Source organism: Stieleria varia, from assembly GCF_038443385.1.
Lineage (GTDB): Bacteria > Planctomycetota > Planctomycetia > Pirellulales > Pirellulaceae > Stieleria > Stieleria varia.
This window is the reverse complement of the sequence record NZ_CP151726.1, coordinates 9,691,834-9,707,447: the sequence shown is the minus strand read 5'-3', so window position 1 is coordinate 9,707,447 and position 15,614 is coordinate 9,691,834. Positions and strand designations below refer to the sequence as shown.

The following is a 15,614-nucleotide window of genomic DNA, read 5'->3' as shown; positions in this document are numbered from 1 at the left end:
AGAACGTCAACGGAAAGATGGCGTCGAATCAATTGGAACCTGTATCTGGAGCGGTCAATGTTCAGTTTGAAATCCGATCAGGACTCACCGAGCGACCCGAATGTAAAGCCGGATTGGGAAGAGATCCGGCTCAAAGCATGCAACGATTTTATTGAACGCAAGGCTTGCCACTACATCGATATGCCGGCTCGTCTGACGTACGACCGCTTTGTTTTTAATAGTGATCCCCGGGAAGGTCCCAATGAAGCGGTTGACCCGATAGCGTTCTTTGCAGTCGACCAATGCAATCCGAATCAATCGTGGGGAACAACATTCATGGTGGCGACAGAACCGTATGTCGCAATCGTGACGGGACAATTTGGTGTTGGTAAAACAGAGCTTGCACGGCAGATCACGGATCGTGTTGACGCAGCAGCCTTTCCGATCATGCTCTCTAAATGTGACGGCTCCGCTTTTTCATCCAAAGCACTGGATGCGGAGCAGATGGTGCGTCTGCTGTTTCGCCCACTTGTGGACAGAGAGAGTGATCTGACACCCACCGTTGTGACAGAGTTGCTCGGCGCCATTCGCGACGGACGAGTCTTGTTGATTCTTGATGGTCTCGACGAACTGATTTTTACCGTCGAAGGCCACGAACACTTCTTTGAATCGATTGCGAACCTTCTGTATAGCGATGATTCTCATCGCGAATATCGGGTCATTGTCACTGTCAGAACGGAATACTTAAGAACATTTGATCGCAACAATGCGACTGATCTGGTCAGCCGCCTGTCTGGAAAACGCGACTCCCGACTTGGGCATTCCATCCCATTCGTCCGTCTCGATTACTTCACAAAAACCCATCTCGACATGTTTTTGAGTGAAGAACTTCATGCGGCGATGGCGGTGCACATCGGCAATTATCCCGCTCTTCGAGAATTGCTCCGGCGTCCACTGCTTATGCGACTGTTTTGTGATTTTGTCGGTTCGGGAGGTATGCAAGCTGATGACTTCGAGAAGCTGGATACGGGGGTCGCCCTTATCGAACGCTATATCAAGGAGTTCATCAACTTTGCCAACGTTGACGATCAACTGCGGCAGGCGCAAACCCAGATCAGCAAAGCGGTGCAATGGGACTTGGATTCGATTGCGCGCTGCTCGGTGAGACTGTATCTCGATCAGCGGGACTATTTCACTCGTGATGAAATTGTCGGATGCAGCACCGGTCCTAAGAAAGCAGACATCGATCCGTTTGAAGCCATTCTAAAATGCCCTTTCGTTATCCGAGACAATGACGGTGACACGGAGGTGTTGCGTTTTGCCCATCGAACGTTTTACGAGTTTTTCGTCGCCAAAGGGTTGGCCTTGCAAGGTGGTAAGACATCTGGTGGTGACGCGGACGACGAATTTACGCCGTTTGACGAGATTGTTCTGGAAACAGACATCCGCCGTTTTTTGAGAACGATGGAAGGGGACGATTGGTACAACCGTACACGACGTTCCTATGCGTTAGAACGTGATCAGTGGGATGAATGGGACAAAGAGTTCAGTCTGATGCAGCCTAACGATGCAATTGTGAAGGAGTTGGAGGAGGAACGTGTTGTCCTGTTGGATATCATGACAGAGCCCGAGCAGTTTCGAGCTGACCGCGATGCCATCAAGGCGATCCGGACCATCAATCGATTCTTGGACAGGCCGTTGCAGCAACTGCACCCGCGGTATTTGATGTACAACCTCGAAGCCGTTTCGGTTTATGTCAAGGCATTTGGTTGGGAATCATCGGCGATAGAGATTAATCATCGTTTGTCGTCGGCCCTCTACGAACTACTCAACAAAATCGTCCGCCGCAAGCTTCCCACGCGACAGTCTAGGCACTCTCAAAACCTGCGGTCGGGATATGAACTTCTCGTGACACGAATGCTCCTGATTGCCAAACAAATGCGTTATCCGTGGATGGAAGAGTTTCGGCGTTGGGGTGACCCTAAAAAGCTTGAAAAGGAGATCGGATCGGTCAGGAGTGATACGAATCGGAGAGTTAGCAATATCCTTAATGAATAGCGACTCACGCGAGTACGTCGCTCAATCGTTCCATGCTTCGCGTGGGCGTTGATGTACGTATTGTCGTGCCTTGGCGGCATTTGCTATTGATTCCACGGGGTTTGTGTCCATCGCCAGCACCGCGCTGGGCAATCGCCTGACGTCGCCTTCGTTGTCAAAGTCAAATAGCCAATCGCCAAGCCCGATGTCACGCCACATGACGAGAATAAGGTGTCAGACGAGAATAAGGTGGAGAATAAGGTGTCAGGAGAATAAGGTGTCAGGACTCTTTTTTTGGTGCCCGTTTGCTGTTTTCGGTCGCAGGAGAATAAGGTGTCAGGACTCTTTTTTTGGTGCCCGTTTGCTGTTTTCGGTCGCGGAGTCCTGTAAACTGGATTCATGGGACGACCAAAACGCGCTGACGAAGCGGGCGGGATCTATCACGCACTGAACCGTGGAAACGCCAAGTCAGATATCTTCCACAAGCCAGAAGATTTCGACGCCTTCGAGCGGATCCTCGCCGAAGGACTCGAGCGATATCCTTGCCGGATACTCGCATACCAGTTGATGAGCAACCATTGGCACTTCGTGCTCTCGCCCACTGAAGACGGTGGCATGAGTCAGTTTCTTGGATGGGTCACACTGACTCACACGATGCGGTTGCATGCCCACTACGGAACCTCCGGTGAAGGGCACATCTACCAGGGACGTTTCAAGAGTTTCCCTGTCGAGGATGATGACCACTTTTTCACTGTTTGTCGCTATGCGGAGCGGAACGCACAGCGTGCAGGAATGGTCGAGCGCGCCGAAGATTGGAAGTGGGGGTCGCTATCACGCTGGCTTTCCAAGCCCGAGCGAGAGCCGCAATTGCTGTCACCTTGGCCGATTGCCCGCCTACCGAATTGGTGCGAGCGAGTGAATGAAGCATTGACCGAGGACGAGCTCAAAGCGGTCCGCTGGTGCGTCAAGCGAGGTGCTCCGTATGGAAGTGAGCCTTGGGTGGAGACAACAGCGCGCCGTCTGGACCTCGAGTCCACGCTCCGCCCAAGAGGCCGCCCCAAAAAGACGAACCACGAATCACCGAAACCCAAAAAAGAGTCCTGACACCTTTTTCTCAGCGGTGTATTGAGCAGGAAATACTGATTCGCGTTTAGTGGTGTTGTACCTGAGCCCTCTAGCTCAACGCGCCCGCGTCAACTGTCACTGGGTGACGCGGAAGAGCTTTGCTCCCTTTTCACGTGAAAAGCCGAGTAGGCGGACGATGCGATCCCAGTTCATGATGTATCGCAACTCGGTTCGCCAGAGATAGCCTTTGTCGCGTGCATCGGGCAACACGATGCCGCGGAAGTTGCTGTTGAATTCTTCTGGGCCAGTCGTGTTCCAATGAAACCAACTGATCCCCAATCGTTCCATCGTCTGCGTTCCGAGCAAGTCACCGCCAAACCCGCGGCCGTTGGGATCGTCCACTCCGTCATCGACCGATAGCGGAAAATTCTGCTCGGTGTTGATCACCGGTACAGCGGCTCGCAATTGATTGATGGGCGTCAAACTGTGCGGCAAGGAAGAAATCTTGTAGGGGTGAAATCCGACCGAAGCGTTCGTGAATTTGACGCCACGCTGTTTCAGTTGATTGGTCACGTCCAACATCGAGGCACCGTACGAGGCCACGGTGGTGAAGGACAACATCGCCAAGTGTGTCTCCGGCGCGTAGACCCGCACGCGGTGATACAACGCGGCAAAGTCGTCGAGGTGCTGTGAGTTGTAATCGTTGGGATGGTAGCCGACCGGTTCGTTGGTCAGCTCATAAAATACGTGTTTGCGATCGGCATAGCGTGGGCCGACGATGTCCCAAAACTGGTTCAGGTAGTCCATCGAATTGAGGTAGGCAAATTGCCCGTTGGAACCCGCCGGTGAACTGTGATCGGGGTCCCGGTATCCCGTCGTGTCGTGGTAATTGATCAACACATAAATGTCACGCTGCTCGCACAGTTCGACGATGCGATCCAGGTCACTCAACAATTCGGCAACGTCATCGGGATCATTTAAATCGGCATACGGATACGGTACCGTTGAGCCGGGGTCCGCGTGGGAACGTTGCCAGGGGTCAAAGCAGATGACACGCACGGCGTTGATGTTTCGCTCGACAAGTTCGTCGTAATAGGCGGCGCTGCGGGCGTAATCGTTAGCCGGCCAGTTGCCCTCCAGTTTCAACTGATCACGACGATACTTGTACACGGCGACGCCCGTGCCTCGCAGCACCTGTTCGTGTGCCCCACGGACACTTTTCATCCCGTCATTGATCGAGACCCTGACCCGCAGCGGGGCATAATCGGGTTGCTCGACGCCGCCGGCGGTGGCCGAAAAGTAGATCGAGAACAGGTAGGCGATGGTTTGGTACATGGTGAAGGTCGCGAGACAGGTTTGACGATGTGGACACGATTCGGCCTTTCAGGATACTCGGCAGACCGCAGAAAAGTAGAACCGACGGTCAATCCAGCACGCCACGGTTGACCAAGCGTACCGTAGCGACCAAACCGGCGACCACGCCGAGGTGAAATTTCAGCAGAAAGGCATAGTCATAGGCAAAGTAAACCGTCAGCATTTCCAGCGAGACGGCCAGCAGGATGCACGCCATCGCGGTCAAGGTCGCCGGTCCCAACGGATAGAAATAGGTCGCTGCCCCGCGTCGTAGCCGCAAGCAAAAGAACATCGCGGACACCAACCACAGCACGAATAGTCCGAGTCCGACCCATCCCAATCGCAGTCCCACGAGGATGAACGAGTTGTCCACGATCCCGAGCGTCTTGCGGGTTCTGGCAGACGCGGGCAATCCAGGGATGTCCGGTGGGAACGTGCTGGTGGCGACGGAGCCATAACCCATGGGACCGCCTTGGAACACGAGCGGTCCGTAGAGTTTCATCACGAACATTCGATTCAGTGTGCCGTTGTAGATCTCGGCTTCGCCCTCAACCTGGATGACCTGGGACTTGTCGTTTGATTTGACTCCAGCGTCAAAGGCCCGGATCAGGGTGTCGAATTGCATGTATCCCACGATGCCACCGACGCAAGCCAACGCGATCAGGATCCAGCGAGCTTTGCGAGAGTAAGCGGCAAGGACGATTCCTGCGACCAACAGAAGTAGCAACAGGGGGCCGCGGGAGACGGTCGCACCAATGCCGATCACGACCATCGCCAGGGCACCTCCGTACCACCAACGCTGGCGGCGATCGTTGGCCATTTCGATGCAACCGATGATCCAAGGAATACTCAGCATCAACCAGATCGCCAAAAAGATCGGGTGCCGAGTCGGGCCGTACGCGCGATACAACAATCCGTAGCGCTTTTCCGAAGACCTATAAACGAGGTCATCGATTGGCGAAAGGATGTTCCACGGATTGAGTTGGGTAAAACATTCGACGCTGGCCAACACAGCGATGGTGACGGCAACGCCGCAGAACCAAGGTGCCAGGGAAACAAACGCGTGTCGGTTCAGCACGGCAAAGCGGCCCGCAGCGTAAGGCAACACCCATTCACCATAAGCTTGAACGGGCAGAGCGATGCTGAAACCCTGATCCCGGCCGTCGACCCAGACTTGCCAGGCCCAGATCGCACCGACCAGCCAATCCAGCACTCCCCAGCTACGGAGGATCATTCGCCAGGAGTGAACGCAGTAGGCGACCAAACAGATCGCGGCCACGGCGCTGCGGACTTCCAGACGCACGCCAAAGATCTCGAAATCGAACCAAGTGGCCGACAGGAGCGAAAAAATCATCCCAGTTCCCAGCAGGATCGAGTCCGGCGAAAACGAGGAAAAACCGCTGCTGCGAGTGGCCAATGCCGCAGCGACGAGTGTCAGAACCAGAAAGATCAGAAAGGCGAGTTCGGGTGCAAGCATTTGGATTTGAGGGCCGGAGTCGTCCGCAACCTGCGTTTAAGGGCCGACTGAGGGTTGCGGGGATGTCGAACGTTGCTTTTGAAGACTGGTGGTGCCCATGATAGCCAGAGTCAAATCACCTCGAAAAACAAGCATAGTGGCGAGGTCAGCAACGGTATCTCAGGTGGGACAGTGGTTAGACACGTTAACATTGTCACGTATCGGGCCAACCCCAAGCGATATTCTGGGTGTGAGAACCCTCGACATTTACGGGGAGTTCGCGACAACTATAATCGGGTCGTGAACTCTTTGCTCTGAAGACCATTTGAGTCGCAGACCAAGTGGGCTGCACTCAGTGTACTCATTGATGGTGCTCATTGAAGCGGCGAACGAACTTGATCGGCTCGTCAGGATAACCGATCCATCCGAGAAAGTCGGAATGTACAGCCGTCCTTTGACTGCCCTGGCTGCCCAGGAAACCAGCCTGCCCAAGAAACCAGCCTGCCCAAGAAACCTGTCTGCCCAAAAAATTGGATCATGGAAACATTTCAGTTGGAAACACGACGCAACGGCATTTGGCGTTTCGCCGTTCTGTTGATTTTGATTCCGATTTTCTGTACGCCCTTTCGAGGATATCAGCTGCCGGGATTGACGGTAGCTCAAATCTACCTGGGGCTGACGGTGCTGGGCATCGGTTTGGTACTGATTCTTGACCTGTTCACCAGTGGTCGAATCAATCGTCCCTCTGTCCTGGTGCTCTCACTTGGTATCGGAATGATTTTGGTGGGGTTGTTCAGTGCAGTGTTGCACGACAGAGGGATGCTTGGTTCCGGTGAAGGACCACAGGATGTACGGCAACCGCTGCTTCAGATCTTGCTGGCTGTTTCTTGGTTGGTTGTGACCATGAGGTGCGACTGGTCCTTCAAGCTTTTCGTAGCGGCTTTTCTATCGATCGGGATAGCTTCTTTTCTTGCGTTGACGGCCGGATGGGCTGCTGCTGGATTTTCGACACCTTACATTGGATTTGGCCACCACAAGAACGAGCTGGGTACTTCGGCGACAACGGTTTTTTTCCTCGCTTTGATCTGCTGCATCGGACAGCGGGTCACGAGCCTCCGTTTCTTGAGTGCTGTACTGCTGATGGGTTTGTCGCTGATCATGGTGTACGCATCGGACTCGCGCAGTAATCAAGTGCTGATCATCGTTGCAGCAGGCTTCTATGTCGCTAGTCGGTCGTTGGAGTCGATTCGAGGGATCCGTACCGTTGGCTTTTTTGTTCTGGTCGCAGGATCGCTTGCTGTTCCCCACATCTACCTGGCAATGGAATCAAACTCGTCCAGTGAGGGCGCGGCGATCGGGGCTCAGGGTCGATCCATATACAATGGTCGCAATCACATTTGGAAAGACATTCTGGAAGCGTTGCCAGAGGAACCAGTCATTGGCTACGGGAAACGTTTTGCAAAGCGTTATCGAGGCGTGGACGACTTCTTGTTGGATCCGCACAACCTGTATCTCGGTACTCTCTACCACACCGGAGCGATCGGTCTGTTGTTGCTACTGGCACTGTACTTCTACATTTGGATTGAGTTGACAAAGAGATGGGAATACAGCACCACCGCCAAGGTCTGCCTGTGCTTCTTTGCCGGGCTGATTGTCCACCAATCGGTTGAATGTTCTTTGCTTCACGGGGGCCACATCGAGTCCTTAGCAAGCATCCCGATACTGGGTCTCGGCTTAGCGAGTCCAAAATCTTGGGACGATGAAGACGATATGGACGAGTGGCAATCCGAAGGGGACGACTGGGCAGAGGACGACGACACGCTCGATGCGGCTTCCCAAGAGTTTGAAGAACTCGGCGTTTAGAGCTTGAACTCTTTCCACCCATAGCAACGCCCTGGCGTCAATCCATACCGAATCAATGAATAGCGACAAGAAGTTGCACGTCCTGGCGTGGCCGGCGAGAAGAACACGTCGGACCAATCCGTATCCATATCGCGTGCAGGACAGCACGTCACACTTCGGCGTTGAGACCGCCGAGTTTTCCCCACGGAACATCCTGCGTCTGGGGTGGGATGTGATTCATGTGCACTGGCCGGAAGTCCCGTTGCGAAAGGGCATCCTGCCGATTCGATTGACGCTCTGCTTGGCCATCTTGTTGGTGTTGTGGTGCCACAAGCGTTTGGGCGGCAGCAAGATTGCTTGGACCACCCACAATTTGGAGCCTCATGAAAGACGAGACCATTGGCTGACCAAATGGTACTTCGGCCGGTTCTTGGGTTTGGTCGACGGCACCATTTCATTATCAGAATTCGGTCGGCAAAAACTGTTTGAGCTTCATCCGCAACTTCGGTCCAAACACAGCGTTGTCGTCAGACATGGTCACTACCGCGACGACTATCCGCCGGCGGTTGACCAGCAAGTCGCTCGAGAAAAATTGGGGCTCGGTGAAACGGATTCTGTTCTGTTGAGTCTGGGGATGATCAGGCCGTATAAGAACTTGCCTATGCTGGCTGGATTGGTCCATGAAAGTGATGACGAGTCGCTGCGCTTACTGATCGCGGGGCCGGGTAAATCCGAGCGAGACGAAACCCTATTGCGAGAGATCGCGGCAACCGACAACCGTTTGCGACTCAATATTGAGTTCCTGCCTGCCGACGAAGTTTCGTTGCAGTTCGCCGCGTGTGACCTCGCGGTGCTGCCTTACTCAGACATTCTCAATTCGGGAAGCCTGTTGCTGGCTCTCTCGATGTCCAGACGAGCACTGATCCCACGCAAGGGAGCGACTCCCGAGATAGCGGAGTTGGTCGGAAAGGACTGGGTGCACATGTACGATGGAGAGTTGACTTTGGCGAGAATCCAAGAATCACTCGACCAAAAATTGCCCAACGTAGGTCCCGACCTGTCGAATTTTGAGTGGCCGGTCACCGGCGAACTAACGAGCCAGTTTTTCCGAGAGTTGTGTGATCCTGCCGCGAATTGAATCAGCCAATCAAATGTCGTTTTGCCAACACGACATTGAACTATCGCAGCCAGGGGCGGAAGTCGAGCTGGTACTCTAGCTCTTGATTTCTTTGTCCGATGGTTTTCGCAGGGATACCGGCGACAATGGTGAAGGGCTCGACGTCCTTTGTCACAACCGCCCCGGCCGCGACAACCGCACCTTCGCCGATCGAGACCCCCGGCATCACCATCGCACCGTAACCGATCCACACTCGATTTCCGATCGTCACTGGACCACCGGAAGTCTGAAATGTCGGTGACTGTGGATCATGACCCAAAGTCAAAATCGTGGCGTCGGGGCCGATTGATACGTCCTCACCGATCTCAATCGGAAACGTTCGACCATCAAGCAGCGTGCCAAAGTTCAGCACCGTTCTAGCGCCCAGACTGATCCGCCGACCATTCATGAATCGGCACCGCATCTGCACCGAAGCGCCCGTGCCATACTTCCGAAACCAAATTCGCAAAAAGGTCTTGCGCAAGGTTCGCGATGGCGCGTGAGTCACTATCGCGTTGTACAAATACGTCACGAGTGTCCCAATCGTTTTTACCATCGAAGCAGTTTCCTCAAGGTTCACACGTTCACAACAAATCAGTTAGATTCCGCAGATGGCTTATTGGGAAGTTTCAATCCGACCGGCCAAAAGCCGAGTTTGTACCGAACGACCGAAATATCAAGTACTACCTTTGCGATGATTCCAACGGCGTTCGCGGTGGCGACTCCGTAGATGCCGTACCATGGCGCCAAAATGACGGTCAGAACCAACATGAACAACATCGCAATGATTGAAACCCGCAGTGCCGTCCCCTGGTGCCCTGTCATGACCAGCAGGCCGCCTGTGGCCCCCGACGCGACCGCGGCAATCTGTCCGACGACCAGTATTCTTAACAGAGAGCCGGAGCCAATAAATTCCTTGCCGAATAACCCAAGCAGGAAATCCGGAAACAGAAACACGATCGCGGCGATGGGAAGCCCTAGAGCGAAGGTGAGCCATGCGGACATGACCGCGGTTCGATGAAGCTCCACGAGCTTATTCTCGCGATGCAGCGAAGCAAACGTTGGAAAGGAAATTCCGTTGACCGCCATGACGACTATCGAGATCAGCATCGAAATCCGCAACGCGACGGTGAATGTCGCGACATCAGCAACATCGCACCAGACACCCACCGCCAGTTGGCCAAACCAACGTTCCAGCATGGCAATCATGGTGATGCCCCACAGCGGCAACGAAGCAGCTAGAAACCACTTGACCGTCACATCAGGATGAACCACATCGTCGGCGATGTTACTGTTTTGTTCTTCGGGTGATTCAACCGACAGGCTCTCTGACTCCATGCGTCGCAAAGTCGAGAGCCAATGAATCGCACCGACACCCGCTAAAGCAAGATAGCTAAAGCATTGCAACCAACTGCAAAAGAATAGACTGGGTGTCCCCGATGTCGCCAGCCAAACCGAACCCAGGATCGCAAGAAATACAAACGACACCCCGAGGTTCTGGTAGAGCTGTAGCCCCACCATCTCTTTTGCACCTTGAAAAAATCGCGAGTGCAGCAAGCAGACCGACATCGGGAAAATGCTCCAAACAAAGATGGTTAGAACAGGTTCCAATTCCGGAGTAAAAAAACGTTCGCAGATCCAGCCTTTGGTCAATAAAAGGACCACCATGCCGAGCAAAGAAGCATACAACGTGATGAGCATGCAGACCCGATAGCATCGGAACACATTTTGCCAGTCTCGATCGGCAACATTCTCCGCAACCGATCTCGTGACAGACTGATCCATCCCGAAACGAAAGAACGTGCTGAGCACCATCGTCACGGACAAGGCGAGGAAGAACAGCCCGGCATCTTCCTTGATCAACACTCGGGCAATCACAAGGTTAAAGAGAAACGCGACGACGGCGCTGAGTAACTTCAAGCCGAGCGAGAGCCCGCCTTTGAGCAAGAGTGTGCGTGTTGCTGCGTCGGGTTTCTTGAGAACTGCTCTCATCGATGTGATTCAGTCAAAATGTCGTCGTTCTGGCTTGATCAGTGATGGCCGAACCACGGAAGGCTCGCAAGAGACTTTGGACGCGTGTCTCCTTTTTCGGACCCATTTCCAGGACGTGGGTAGCGGGCGACCTGCAGGAAATCTTGATCGCGGAACATCGAATTTCATCCAGAATTGCCGAAGAATCTGATTCTCCCCCAATATCGTCGCGAACAACCGCCGCAATCCATAATGGATGACGTGCCACGAGCTGGCTAGGACTCAAAGATCTCGGATATTCACAGGGCTTTTCTATGCAGGATGGAGTGACACAGCGTGCCAACAACGGGGGGCATTCGCCCGTCAGCCAGGTGAATGTTGTTGTTGGAAGCGTTTTTACCCCGAAGCTATTGTTTGCAAGTTCAAACGACATCAGCACAATTGGCTCTCGGCGTACTAAACTTGTCGACCGACTTCTCGCCAGAGCGAATCATTTGGTGACCTTAGAACCCATGCACCTCTCGACTTCATTACCCGCACAGAAACTCGCATGATCGATGCAGTGATCATTTTTTGCGCCGGCGTCATCGGCTACACGTACATCGGCTATCCGATCCTGCTGTGGTTGCTCAATCGATTGGGTGTTGCCGGTGACACACAGACGAGTTTTGAGGACCGGTGGCCCAGTGCGACGCTGGTGATACCCGTTCACAACGGCGAGACGGTGCTGCGTCAAAAGCTGATCAACTGCGACGCCCTGCAATACAACGGCGACCTGTCGATCCTGTTCGTCTTGGACGGTTGCAGCGACGGCAGCGAAAGCGTCCTCCGCGAAGGCATCGCGAATGAATTGTGTCGCTGGCCGGTGTCAATCTATGACAGCGGAACGCGAGTCGGCAAAGAGACCGCGTTGCGTCAGGCGCTGGGCGATGTGAAAACGGAAGTGCTGGTGTTCTCTGACGCCGACGCCGATTTTTCACCGTCAACGGTCGCCGAGTTGGTGGGACCATTGGCCAATCCCAAGATCGGTGTTTGCTGCGGACGCGAAACCCATGTCTCAGCAGCGGGTGGGGGAGCGGGTGAAGGCGAAGGACTGTTTTATCGCTACGAGAACCAGATCAAAAAATGGCAAATCCCCATTTGCTCGATGACGTATGTCCAGGGCGGTGTGTTTTCAATCAAGCGGGAGCTGTTTCCTGAGCGGATCAAGCCGGGCTGTACCCAGGACGGCGTGATCGCGTTTGAGACCGTGTTGGCGGGACAAGCCGTTCGATTTGTCCCAACAGCGGTTTCAACGGAACCTTACAAGATCACCGTCGGACAGGACTTTGCACGACGCGTGCGTACGGTTTGCCGTGCTTTCTTTGCCGTGCTCTGCTATTCCAAATTGTTCTTTCTGCCGCGGACGTTGTGGTACGGGTTTCATTTGATGAGTCATCGCGTGTTGCGATGGTTTTTTATCCCGTTGTTCGTCATCATGCTGGCAGCCGCGATCGTGGATGTTTTCAATCATCCCATACTGTGGGTGCTGATCGCCGCACAGATCGGGTTCGTGATGCTCGCTGTGATCGGTTGGTTCAACGAGAGCAAGGGTCGCAGGATGAAGCTGCCGTACTTTGCTTACTACTTTGTGATCTTGCATACCGCAGCGTTCATCGCCGTGATCAAAACGTTTCTTGGTCACCGTGTTGTTACCTGGCAACCCACGGAAACGCTGCCAGAGAACGGTTGAGTTTAAAGATTCCCCCCCGCTGTTTGACCCGTAGCCGAAGGTTTTGAAGTTGCGTCTTTTGGTTAACCCTGGAGTGCTCAAGGTTTTGGGTTGACATTGTTTCTTGAGTCCATGTTTTCGTTCCATGCATCGCAATCAAAGTGAGCCTCAGGCGCTAGCCGTGGGCCGGCACCACAATCCGCCTCAGGCCCACGGCTAGCGCCTGAGGCTCACTGGGCCACCAGTTGCGCCGGCAGTAGGGAGATAAACTTGCGCAAACCCAAAAAGACACAACACCAAACATTGAGCAGTCCAAAGGAAATCACCCGTCCCGCAGGTCGTCGGGGCAATTGATGTTTCGACACGCAGTCGGCGGCATCGGCACTTGGCCGATCGTTTGTTCGCTGAGCCAGCGATTGAGACTGCGTCCGCCGGCGAGAGCGAACGACTGAAGTTCAGCTTGGGCCAGCAGCGGATAGATCGCGATCAGCGGTTCGGCGCAAAATGATGCAGAAGCATCGGGGTCAGTGCTGGAGACCGCACACACGACCTGTCGCTGATCGGCTTGCCAGTGAGCAATCAGATCGTTGAGCTGGACGACTCCGAGGTTAGGCACATCGACCGGTGTGATCAGGATGCCCTCGAGTCCTCGTCGCCGAGCTTCGGTCAATCCCGACAACACGCCGGCGATCGGTCCTGCGTCGGTGATCGTGTCGGGAATGAAATCCGCAAACTGCAGGCATGTTTCGGCCAGGATCTCGTGTGGCAAGGATGTCGGGTCAGCGGAAACGCAGACTTGGTGACAGACATCGCGGAGTCGCCCGACGGCGTGCTGCAAGAAACTCAGGCCACGTGATGCATCCGTTCGCAGCGTGGCTTTGTTGCGTCCCATCCTGGAAGACTTGCCGCCGGAGAGGACGATGCCGAGCAAGCGTCCTGTTGTGTGTCGGGTAGTCGGTTGATGGGCTGGAGAGTTGTTCACGAAGCCGAATCGGTTTGTTTCTTGATCACGTCTTCGACCCAGGACTTGGCTCGCATCATCGGGGGAAACCCGATCGTCGGTGCGGCGAGGATCGCGACGTGCCGCAGGTCGTCGTGGCTGCAACCGGCCTCCATCGCTTTTCGACAGTGGGAGTGCGCCGCGCCTTCAAGGCCCGCTCCGACGGAGATCGCCAACTTGACCAGAGCGGCTTCGCGTGGCGAAAGTGGCCCGGCATCGCGAGTCGCTTTGCCCATCGCTTCGTAGGCTTGCATCAGCTCCGGATAGTCGGAGTGCATTTGCTGATACTTTTTAGGAATCGTCATGAGAGGTCTCCTGAGCAGTTGGGCTAGGTGATTGCGTGTTCGTGATCCACGATGCAGCCGATGAGGGACTCGATCGTGAACGGGTTTGCTTCCGCGGATACCTCAATGCCCAGCTGCGTCAATGTTGCCGATGTCACGGGACTGAGGCTGGCGATTTTGGAATGTTTGATCGCGGGTCCGAGCAGGCGATGCAAGTTTCGCGCGGTCGCGCTGCTGGTGACGGTGATCCAGTCGATCTGCCCGTCGCGGGCGATGGAAAGGATTTCGGGATCCAGTTCGTCGACATCTCGATGGCTGTAGGCAACGACTTGTCGAACGTCGGCACCGCCCGCGATCAGAGACTCGGCCAACTCATCGCTGCCACGGCTGGCACGCACGATCGTGACGCGTTGACCGTTGACATGGGGTTGGATCTGATCGGCGAGGGATTTTGAGCGAAAGTCCGACGGCACGATGTCCGGCTTGAGCGAGTACTCGGCCAGCGCGTCGGCGGTCTTCTCGCCCACGACGGCAATCTGATTGCCGGCCAGAAGTCGTGTGTCGCCGTGTTGATTCAGGAGTCGGTCCAGGAAGAATCGAACGCCGTTGACGCTGCAAAAGATCAGCAGCTTGTTTTGCGAAAGCGACTCGATGGCGGTGTCGACGGCAGTCCAATCCGCTGGCGGGGAGATCGTGATGGCCGGTTGAACCAGAACGTGAGCGCCGAGTTCTCGCAGCGGCCCCGCCAACGCTTCGGCTTGGTCGGCCGGACGAGTGACCAGCACGGTTCGACCGCTGAGTGGACGCCGTCGGGTCCAGTCCATCGCATCGGCGAGCTGCGTCACGGGGCCAATGATGGCCACCACGGGAGGACGAAAACGACTTGCCGGCGTCAGATGCCCGGCGACTTCATCCAACCGACAGTGAATCGACTGTTGGTCGGGCAGGCTGCAGCGTCGGACCAGGGCGGTCGGCGTCGCCGGATCCTTGCCGGCTTGGATCAGCAATCGCGTCCAAGTTTCCGCCGTCGTGACGCCCATGTAGACGACCAGTGTTCCTGGAAATCTGGCCAACGCATCCCAGTCCAGGGCCGATTGCTGCTTGCCAGGTTCCTCGTGGCCGGTGACCAAGGCGACGGCGGAAGCCAGCTTTCTGTGCGTGATGGGGATGCCCGCGTAGGAGCCGGCAGCCAGCGCGGCGGTGATACCCGGGACGATCTCGAACGGGATTCCCGCTTCGTGCAACGCATCGACTTCCTCGGCCGTACGGGCAAAGACGGCCGGGTCGCCACCTTTCAGTCGGGCGACCGTGCGTCCCAATCTGGCGTGCGAGAGCATTTCCTCAATGATCTCGGACTGCTGCCAGATCCGCGATCGGCCGTGTTTTCCAACGGAAATATGCTGAGCCGTTGGCGCATGGGCCAGCAAAGCCGCATTGCTGAGTCCGTCGTACAGGACGACATCGCTGCATGCCAGCAATTGGGCGCCGCGCAAGGTGATCAAACCGGGATCACCTGGGCCCGCACCGATGAGGTAAACCTTGCCAGTCATCTCAACAGTGTCGCGTTTGACATCGGAGAAGGGAACAGGCGGTACGGGTTTCGTGAGGTGAGAGAGATCGACGGTTCTCCCATTGGAGGGGGTTTTTCGTTTTCAGAGGTGGCAACGAACCAGATTGGTCCGAGAGAAGTGCTGAGCTGGGAGAAGTTGACTCTGGACAGCGGCCCGGTCGATCGCCATACTACGCGGCCCACAACGGAA

At 55.2% G+C, this 15,614-nt stretch carries 12 protein-coding genes and 1 pseudogene; 5 read left to right on the top strand and 8 right to left on the bottom strand.

Going from position 1 to position 15,614, the window contains the following annotated elements; translation table 11 throughout:
• The first annotated feature begins 57 nt into the window (after positions 1-57).
• Positions 58-2,037 carry an AAA family ATPase gene (locus Pla52nx_RS32785; protein WP_197455037.1) on the top strand — a complete coding sequence of 660 codons (1,980 nt, stop codon included), beginning with the start codon at positions 58-60 and terminating at the stop codon, positions 2,035-2,037.
• Between the two features lie 21 nt (positions 2,038-2,058).
• Here Pla52nx_RS32785 and Pla52nx_RS32780 read toward each other — a convergent pair whose 3' ends face one another.
• Positions 2,059-2,235 (bottom strand): hypothetical protein, encoded by a 177-nt coding sequence (locus tag Pla52nx_RS32780; RefSeq protein WP_231742654.1) that lies wholly within the window; start codon positions 2,233-2,235, stop codon positions 2,059-2,061.
• Positions 2,236-2,415: 180 nt separating this feature from the next.
• Between Pla52nx_RS32780 and Pla52nx_RS32775 the strand changes: the two genes are divergently transcribed.
• The gene (locus tag Pla52nx_RS32775) at positions 2,416-3,120 is read left to right on the top strand and encodes a transposase (RefSeq protein ID WP_146523003.1); all 705 of its coding nucleotides are present in this window, start codon (positions 2,416-2,418) and stop codon (positions 3,118-3,120) included.
• Between the two features lie 96 nt (positions 3,121-3,216).
• Here the strand turns inward: Pla52nx_RS32775 and Pla52nx_RS32770 are convergent, their stop codons facing one another.
• Both Pla52nx_RS32770 and Pla52nx_RS32765 read right to left on the bottom strand, forming a co-directional pair.
• Positions 3,217-4,416 (bottom strand): cellulase family glycosylhydrolase, encoded by a 1,200-nt coding sequence (locus Pla52nx_RS32770; protein WP_146523007.1) that lies wholly within the window; start codon positions 4,414-4,416, stop codon positions 3,217-3,219.
• Positions 4,417-4,504: 88 nt separating this feature from the next.
• Positions 4,505-5,911: an O-antigen ligase family protein gene (locus Pla52nx_RS32765; protein WP_146523008.1), complete on the bottom strand. Its 1,407-nt coding sequence runs from the start codon at positions 5,909-5,911 to the stop codon at positions 4,505-4,507.
• A 516-nt stretch (positions 5,912-6,427) separates the two neighbouring features.
• Here Pla52nx_RS32765 and Pla52nx_RS32760 point away from each other — a divergent pair.
• Positions 6,428-7,753, top strand: a complete 1,326-nt coding sequence (locus tag Pla52nx_RS32760; RefSeq protein WP_146523009.1) for an O-antigen ligase family protein — start codon at positions 6,428-6,430, stop codon at positions 7,751-7,753.
• 55 nt (positions 7,754-7,808) lie between these two features.
• On the top strand, positions 7,809-8,870 hold the full coding sequence (locus Pla52nx_RS32755; protein WP_146523010.1) for a glycosyltransferase: 1,062 nt from the start codon (positions 7,809-7,811) through the stop codon (positions 8,868-8,870).
• Positions 8,871-8,999: 129 nt separating this feature from the next.
• On the opposite strand, the pseudogene Pla52nx_RS33085 reads toward Pla52nx_RS32755, so the two are convergent.
• Positions 9,000-9,111 (bottom strand): annotated as a pseudogene (locus tag Pla52nx_RS33085) (DapH/DapD/GlmU-related protein); the annotation flags it as partial.
• A gap of 371 nt (positions 9,112-9,482) precedes the next feature.
• Complete coding sequence (locus tag Pla52nx_RS32745; RefSeq protein ID WP_146523011.1) at positions 9,483-10,880, bottom strand: MATE family efflux transporter; 1,398 nt, start codon at positions 10,878-10,880, stop codon at positions 9,483-9,485.
• A 529-nt stretch (positions 10,881-11,409) separates the two neighbouring features.
• On the opposite strand from Pla52nx_RS32745, the gene Pla52nx_RS32740 reads away from it, so the two are divergent.
• A complete protein-coding gene (locus Pla52nx_RS32740) occupies positions 11,410-12,591 on the top strand; it encodes a glycosyltransferase (protein ID WP_146523012.1) in 1,182 nt (393 codons plus the stop codon).
• A 301-nt stretch (positions 12,592-12,892) separates the two neighbouring features.
• Here the strand turns inward: Pla52nx_RS32740 and mobA are convergent, their stop codons facing one another.
• Genes mobA through cobA form a run of 3 tightly spaced genes read right to left on the bottom strand, consistent with a single transcriptional unit; the run spans position 12,893 to position 15,404 of the window.
• Positions 12,893-13,552, bottom strand: a complete 660-nt coding sequence (mobA, locus tag Pla52nx_RS32735) for a molybdenum cofactor guanylyltransferase (RefSeq protein WP_146523013.1) — start codon at positions 13,550-13,552, stop codon at positions 12,893-12,895.
• On the bottom strand, positions 13,549-13,848 hold the full coding sequence (locus Pla52nx_RS32730) for a carboxymuconolactone decarboxylase family protein (protein ID WP_146523122.1): 300 nt from the start codon (positions 13,846-13,848) through the stop codon (positions 13,549-13,551). Before Pla52nx_RS32730 ends, mobA begins: the two co-directional genes overlap by 4 nt.
• Positions 13,849-13,898: 50 nt before the next feature.
• The gene (gene cobA, locus Pla52nx_RS32725; RefSeq protein ID WP_146523014.1) at positions 13,899-15,404 is read right to left on the bottom strand and encodes a uroporphyrinogen-III C-methyltransferase; all 1,506 of its coding nucleotides are present in this window, start codon (positions 15,402-15,404) and stop codon (positions 13,899-13,901) included.
• Positions 15,405-15,614: the final 210 nt, after the last annotated feature.